This window comes from Novosphingobium sp. SG707 (assembly GCF_012275515.1).
GTDB lineage: Bacteria > Pseudomonadota > Alphaproteobacteria > Sphingomonadales > Sphingomonadaceae > Novosphingobium.
The window spans coordinates 1-7,364 of sequence record NZ_JAAZQL010000026.1 but is presented as its reverse complement, the minus strand read 5'-3'; the positions used below and the strand labels follow the sequence as shown (position 1 = coordinate 7,364).

The 7,364-nt window shown below is 57.4% G+C and carries 4 protein-coding genes; all 4 read right to left on the bottom strand.

Annotation, left to right across the window (positions count from 1 at the left end; genetic code table 11):
• Window positions 1-423 precede the first annotated feature (423 nt).
• Window positions 424-1,770: an O-antigen ligase family protein gene (locus FHW92_RS25315; RefSeq protein WP_168606058.1), complete on the bottom strand. Its 1,347-nt coding sequence runs from the start codon at window positions 1,768-1,770 to the stop codon at window positions 424-426.
• Window positions 1,771-2,421: 651 nt separating this feature from the next.
• The gene (locus FHW92_RS25310) at window positions 2,422-2,919 is read right to left on the bottom strand and encodes a lytic transglycosylase domain-containing protein (protein WP_168606057.1); all 498 of its coding nucleotides are present in this window, start codon (window positions 2,917-2,919) and stop codon (window positions 2,422-2,424) included.
• 43 nt (window positions 2,920-2,962) lie between these two features.
• The gene (gene mobF, locus FHW92_RS25305) at window positions 2,963-5,917 is read right to left on the bottom strand and encodes a MobF family relaxase (protein ID WP_168606056.1); all 2,955 of its coding nucleotides are present in this window, start codon (window positions 5,915-5,917) and stop codon (window positions 2,963-2,965) included.
• A partial coding sequence (locus FHW92_RS25300) for a type IV secretion system DNA-binding domain-containing protein (RefSeq protein WP_168606055.1) occupies window positions 5,914-7,364 on the bottom strand: 1,451 nt, incomplete at its 5' end. The genes FHW92_RS25300 and mobF, both read right to left, overlap by 4 nt.

Genomic DNA, 7,364 nt, shown 5'->3' with positions numbered 1-7,364 from the left:
GCCCCCCATGATCCGATGACCAAACAGGCGGCATAACAAAAACCAGGTGAGCTTAACTTAGCCGCAAACCTGTCCAGGAAGGCGGGACCACCTCAGGGAACTGACGGCGGTCTGGGTGCCAGATGAGAGCCATGAAGCGGTACGGGATTTGATACGTGCCCGCACTCACCGATGCAAACCAGAGGGCCGGATAGAGGCAAATATGCGACTGACTGCAAGTCATTGCAGCGCCCTTTCTCCCTTGAGGCTGAAGGGAATGACATGGCCGCTAATCGGCAAAAAGAGAGGACGGCGCCATAACTACCAAGATCGCCGCACTGCAAAGGACGTGCAAAGCCAAGTGCGAGCATGCCACCCGCAACAACCATGAAAAGGGTAGGAAAGAGCAGCCCGGCACCGGAAACGTGGCAGGGGCGCTTCTTCTTACGTCGCTTTGACAGCGAGAGCCTGCTCAGCCCGGACCTGTGACGCGATAAACCAGAGCAGCGCGCCAATATGCGCACTGTAGAACAAAGTGTAATAATTGACCGCGATCGGGTTGAGCATCAAGGCTGCCATCATGTAACCCAGCGCCGATGTCGAAGCATAATCCTGACCAAAGCGGGTGGCGGTAACTAACCGGATGACGCAGGTTAGAGTCATGCCCACCACCAGCAAAAAACCGATATAGCCAAACTGATAAAGCGCCGAAACAAGCCCGATATCGACCAGGCCGACACCATATTTCCCTGTTCCGTAAAGAAAGCCGGCGGATTGGCTGGCGAAAGTCAGGACATTGTTATATTTCGGATCGCCGGACATGAAGCCAAAGCCCATGCCGGAACTTAGATCGAACACATGATGAAAATGCTGATCCTCGATCACGCGATATTGGGTGCTGATGTCCTGTCCCAGATAATCTGACATGGAGGAAAAATTGGGTAGATATTTATTCACCGCATAAATGCCCAAAGGAATGACGATAAAGGGCGCCACCATCCCTATGATAATTCTGGTCTGCCCACGCAACGCAAAGGCCCAGATTGGCACCAGCGCCAAAAACACCGCCAGAATGAGCTGACGACTTTCGGTCAATACAAAGACATTGTAGCACATTAGCACACTGGCAAAGGCATGCGCCAGTGTGTTCAACGGGTGCCGGGCCTGAGCTGTCCGCATCAGCCCCACCATCAGGCCGAAAACCGCCTGAAGCTTGAAGAACACGATCCGTCCCTCGGTAAAGGCCGAACCGCGGGCGTAGTTATCGAGGAAATGCAGCCCCAGAGCAACATGGACAGCGACCAGCAGCGAACCGAAAGCACCCGCATAATACAGGCCGCTTTCCGCATCCCGTCGCGTGGCCCCCACCGCCTTGAGCAAAAAGATGGTCAGCACTGGCCCCACGGTAAAAATTGCCGGCAACCAAGCCAGCAAAGGCTGCGGCTGCACAAAGACACTCCAATGGAAGGACACAAGAACGCACCAGCAGAACAGGAGCAGCGACACGCCTTCCCACCAGCCCACCGCCAGTGTCGGGATTAACGCCCTGACAATGTAGAGGATGAAACCGGCGAACACGATCGCCGAATACAGCTGATAGCTGAAGACCATAGACGCACCGAAAATGGAAAAGGGAAACCCGTCCCAGAAGCCCAAAAGGCATACCACCAAGGCGACCTGCCAACGCCACCCTCTCCTCTGTTCATGCTCGGGCCATTGCGCGGCCTCGGAATTGCCAGCATCAACACGAGCGCGTGCGAACGAAGCGGCAGCCTCCTGCACAGTTACCATAAATACTCCGACCTCAGGCTGACAAACTCACGTCCAGCATCCTTCCTAAAAGCCCCATCGCCTTGCAAGCAAGCCTTCATTTCCGCTCTGGTCAGGAATCGCGCAGCGAATCAGATGAAATTTGCACTCTTTCACAACAAACTGGCAAACTTCGCCCCACCAGCCGTCGCTCCGTGGCACGAAACTCTCATCGTACCCGTTCAGAACTTGATCCAAATTACATCAGATATTTAGCTCAACATCCAAACAAGCCATTGATTAAAAATCTTTAATGTAAGACGAAGGATATCACATGTCCATCGTCAGAAATTTGGCATAAATTGCGGCGTCGATTAACGGAGAGCGGACCAACGCGATAGTCGGCTAGCTTCGAGGCCGATCCGCGTAACCGGCAACCCGCGCGTGCGAGATATCCAACCATCGCCTTCTGCCCACTGCCGACCTTAACCTCACAAACCAGGTGTCCCTTCGCATCGACGACGCACACACACTGCCCTCTTTCAGCGAGACGTCGATTCCTGCTAGCTAATGCGCCATGGCTTTTTTCTCATGGTGTTGACGCTGAACGCCTGGACCTCGTCTGCAACACCGTCATTCTCAGGGACAGCCACTCAACATGGCTACTTTTGAGACGCTGGTCCATTAGGACATCTAAAATCCTACATTCCAATTCCTTCTTTTCAAATGATATTTCACACCATTCACATAATGCATCTGCCTCCAAACTGTAAGACTATGGTACATTCCTACCGCCTTCCAGTAATCTCTAAATTTATGAAGAATTGAAAGAAATATCCATCGCGCAACTTCAGCATTAAAGCAAGGATCATATCTCAACAATTCGCTCACCCTATGCTCTGAACGCCCAACAATTTGAGACAATCGCGGAACCCAACTTGAATTTATCTGGAACACTCCTAAATCATGTGTACCGTTATTATTGACCAAATCCGCCCCTACCCAACCGGCTTCCTGATCCCGCAATCCCCACAGAGTCATTTCAAGCCAAAGACTGCCCTGCGCCGCTCGACTAATGCAGTGAGCGACCTCGGGTTCGTATCGGATAGGAGTTACGGGGGCAGCAAGTGCCGGACTGGCCACAAGAGTCAGTCCTAGGGCAACGACAATCCAGAACCGACTTGGTTTCATAAAGCACTCCCTTTCGAACTGATCAGCAACAATCGTTTCGACATCATCTTTCCGGCCCGCATAACGGCCGTGATGACCTGACCGTTGGCGGTTGCGCACGAGCGCTGCCACTGGGCTGGGCCTCGCGGAGTCTTGGCGACGCGCGTTTCAACATGGCCTGAAGGACATGATCCATGCGCTCAGCCAGCGGCAGCATCTGTGCGGCGAGGGCGCCCAGAAGGCCAGATGCTTGCATGCGGTTCAAGCGACGTTCGGTCTGCCGATCACGCCGTTCCTGCCGCAATCGCTCCTGCTGATCACGCGCGATACGCATGGCCTCGGGTCGGCGGCCAGCAATAGCTTTTCCGGCATCCCTCTCTAGCCGACCCAGACCCTCCAACGCCGAAGTCTTCTCGCCCGAATTCCGCGTCAGCTTCGCACTCAGTTGCCGGATATCCTCAGTCCAGAGCTTCACCCCGAAGCGAGCGCGGGTGATGGCCGTGTAATAGTTCTGTCCGTTGACCAGCCCCGAACGGACTGGCGCCAGCACATAGACCCGGTCATAAGTCTTCGACTGGGCGGAATAGACCGTTTCGGCATAACCGTGATCCCAGGTGCGGAAGCGCGAAAGATCGACCTGCTGAACCCTGCTTCCCCGATCCCAGCGGATAGTCGCCACTGGACCATCCATTTTCTCCACCGTTCCGCGTTCGGCATTTTTGAGATCAAGTTCCTTCGCCGCAAGACGCCACTGGATCCGATCCCCCTCAGCCAATGGTCGATCTTCGGGCTTGGCAAACACATTGACCTGCCGCGCCGAACCCCGTCGGGGATCCCAGCGCAACAGGCGTCCATGCTCATCGACGAGCCGGACGATCTGGCGCCCGCTCCCATCCCGTCCGATACCTGCGACGCGATATTCCTGGCCCTGTACAAACCCCTGCCCGGCATGATCACGGGCAAAGGTCACCACCTGCCCGCCCGAATAGAAGCGGGCGTTGTGCTTCTGCTCATCACTCATCCCGGCAGGAGAAAGCACCTCAAGTCTGGTATCCTGCGCCGCGACACTACCCTCACGTTTGAGCACCTCGCGGATCTGATGATTGACGGCAATGCGCGTGGCATTGTTGAGCACAAGGATATTGGTGCCACGCCGACTTTGAGGCCCGAGCCGCGTCCATTCCAAGACCAACCCCTTCGCCAGAGCTTCGGTATCGGCGCCGCTCACAATCTTGTCGAGCGCGGCAAGCGACGCAGCATAGTCCGCCTTTCGCGCGGCCGCGACCGCCTCATGCATGGCTCTGGTCTCCTGGCGCACCGCCTCCATCAATTGAACGGTGGGAAGGCCAAGGCGCTGGAGCAGCCAGAAGGCCTTGCCCTGCTCGATCGCCCCGGTCTGCCGGTTGTCGCCCAGAAACAGCACACGCGCGCCGGTTTCGCGGCCGATTTCGAGGATGCGCTGCGCCTGACGATTGCCCAACTGTCCTGCCTCGTCGACCACCAACACATGAGATTGGGTGATGCCGCTGCCGCCGCTTGCCATCAGGCTCGCTACCGTACGGGAGGGGATGCCTGCCTTTTGCCCGAGTTCGGCGGCCGCCGAAGATGTCGGTGCCAGTGCGACCACCCTTGTGCCGGGATCGGCCGCCTCGACCAGCACCCTGACCAGTGTCGATTTGCCCGAGCCGGCAACACCATGCAGCCCGGTAAGTCGATCACGCGAGGTGGCTATTTCCACCAGCGCGCGTTCCTGCGCAGGATTGAGGCCCGCATGTTCAAGGCGCCCCAGCAGGCGATCCGCAGAAGCCATGGGCCGCGCATCATTGAGCGCCAGGGCCAGATGGCGAGCGAAGGTCTGCTCCATGCGCGCCGTCGCTTTTGTGGTGCGTCCGCGTATGTGCACCTGATCGCCAGTGGGCTGACGCGTGGCCAGTAACTTGCGCCGCTCTTCATGTTCCTCGGCCAGTGGGCGGATATCGGCTAGGCGAACCTCCCCGACATGGCTGGCAAGTCCCAGACGCAGCATCTGCCCCAGATTGTTGACAGCCTCGTGGGTTTCGGCCTGACGGATACCAAACAGCATCGCTCGTGCGGCCATGACCTTGTCACCCGGTAGGGAACGCTCACCGACCTTGTCTGCATCGACCCTGAGTTGCTCAATTTTGTCAGCATAGGGACGGCTTCGCATGACCCAAAGATCATGCAGGCAGCCAAGATCGATCTTCTCCTTCTTCGGGCGGGTCGCATAAAAAGACTGACGCCGTGCCGCCTGGCCCTGCAGCCCATGCTCGCTGGCATGGGCATTGATATCCTCGGCACGCCGCGAGAAACTTGCCGCCAGTTCTCTGGGGAAACGACGGATCTCGAAGAGACCGCTGCGAGGATCACTCTCGATCTCATAACCCAGTTCGCGCAGACGATGCGCCAGATCATTGCGATAGACCTGACCCGCTGTCATCTGCTCGGCAAACATGGCCCTGCTTTCAAGGCTGGCCATCGGATCGCCGGGCGCCTCACTGGTCATATTGAACACGACCACGTGGGTGTGCAGATGCGGGTCAAGTTCGCGGCTGGCATGTTCAGTAAAGCGTGCCACCAGCAAACGACCGGTGGTTATATGCCGGATCTCGCCATCCTCGCGGCGGCGCAGATTGGCATGCTCCTCGATGTAGGCGATAGCGCTGCCGACCGCCTGTTCATGCGCGGCAATGATCCGCTCATCGCCCGCCACCAGCGCCATGACCGAGACGGATTTGGGAGCACTGACGGCGAAGTCCCAGCCTGGATGGTGCTGAACTTCGCCTTCCTTCTTATATCGCCCCAACTGCTGTCCGGCAACCTCTCCAGTCAGGAGGGCTTTGAATATTTCAGGATCGACTGCACCTTCGAGACCCAGATCTTTAGCGATCTCTCCTCCCCACAACGAATGCTCGTCCCCGTCCTTGGTATAATAATCCCCAACAGTATAATAGCGGGCGATATTAGCCGGTTTTCCGGTGAGTCGGACAGGATGGATCATGCCGGCCTCGCCTTTTTGCGAGGACCATCAGCCTCACCATGCTGGACCAGATTCGATGCAATTGAGCCCTGCCGCGCCAACAGCAGATCGCGGGCTTCCCTAGGCGGCAGCGGGAGATTTTCCCGCGGGCAATCGATGATCTCCTCATATCCAATCGACGGCACATCACAAAAGGCGAAAAGATCTCGCGTGTCTTGAGGTTTACCAGTGGCACCTCCGGCCTTCCGCCCTTTTAGATCAGCTGGCCTTCCCTTTACATCAACCTCCATCGGCTCGCTCGGCTGCGTCGTTTGAGGTTGCCCGGCCCGCGTATTCTTCGGTTGTGGCATGTCCTTCCCGACCGCTTCGCGAATACGCGCTTCGGCTCGTGCCAGCGTGATCAGTTCCGCGGCCATAGGATGCGGAACGGGAGCCTCCTTACGCTCGACAAAGCCGGAGGCAATATCCGGCATCCGGTTGTAAGTGTCGGCGAACTGGACCACCGGCAGATTGCGTCCGAAACGCAGATAGCCCTTAAGGTTGGGCAGTTGATGCATCTGCGTTGCCATCACCAGCGGGCGGGTCACCTGCATGCGCGACAGGTTGATGCCGTCGCGCATATCATTGACCCCGTAGCTCATGCCCTCATTGGCCTCGATCTGCTCGACCTGCCCGAGGTTTTCCGAAACATGTCTGGCGGTATCGGTATCGTTGGCCCGCAGAGCCACCCAGGTTGAGCAATAGCCGGTGATGGCCGCTGCTTCCTGCCGACCATAGGTTGCCTCCAACTGAGGGTAGGACTGGAAACCCAGAACACCGCAGCCGCCATACTTGCGCGCCCTTGCAAGGAAGTCGGAGAGCGAGGGGAGTTTCTGCAGCGTCGGCAATTCGTCGATGATGCAGTAGAGCCGCCGGTCGCGATCAGGCTTCAGGCTCATGATCGCACTGATCGCGATATCGAGCCAGACGGTGATAAGCGGGCGCAGTGAAGGAAGCTGATCAGCCTTCACCGTAATGAAGAGCCAGCTGCCCTCTCTGCCCTTTTCCACCCAGTCGCGGATCGAAAATGCATCCTCGGTATCGTCGAGATAGGCAAAGCTGCGCATCACCGAAGCGAGTTCAGCCTGTATGCCTGCCGAGGTACGCTCCCCCTCGGTGGAGATAAAGGCCGCCGCATCGGTATCCGCGACAAAGGCGGCCAGATCCTTCAGCTTGGAGCGGAGCAATCGGAACAGCAGAACCGAGATGAACGTATGCTTCTGCCGCGCGAGCTTGCGCAACACCGCCACCAGCGTTCCGCGCGAAGCCTTCACCCAAAAGGGATCGCCATGGGGTTCAGGAATCGTCGATTCCGCGATCTGGTCATACTGATATTTGAGGTGGTCTCGGTTTTCTGGACAGGGTGTTAAGCTCATTCCTGAGACAGGAATGGACAGACATGAAAACGACGAGAAAGCGCTACAGCGCG

Excerpts from the sequence above, each read along its gene's own strand:
- FHW92_RS25315 (WP_168606058.1), bottom strand. The coding sequence starts at position 1,770 with ATGGTAACTGTGCAGGAGGCTGCCGCTTCGTTCGCACGCGCTCGTGTT.
- FHW92_RS25310 (WP_168606057.1), bottom strand. The coding sequence starts at position 2,919 with ATGAAACCAAGTCGGTTCTGGATTGTCGTTGCCCTAGGACTGACTCTT.
- mobF (WP_168606056.1), bottom strand. The coding sequence starts at position 5,917 with ATGATCCATCCTGTCCGACTCACCGGAAAACCGGCTAATATCGCCCGC.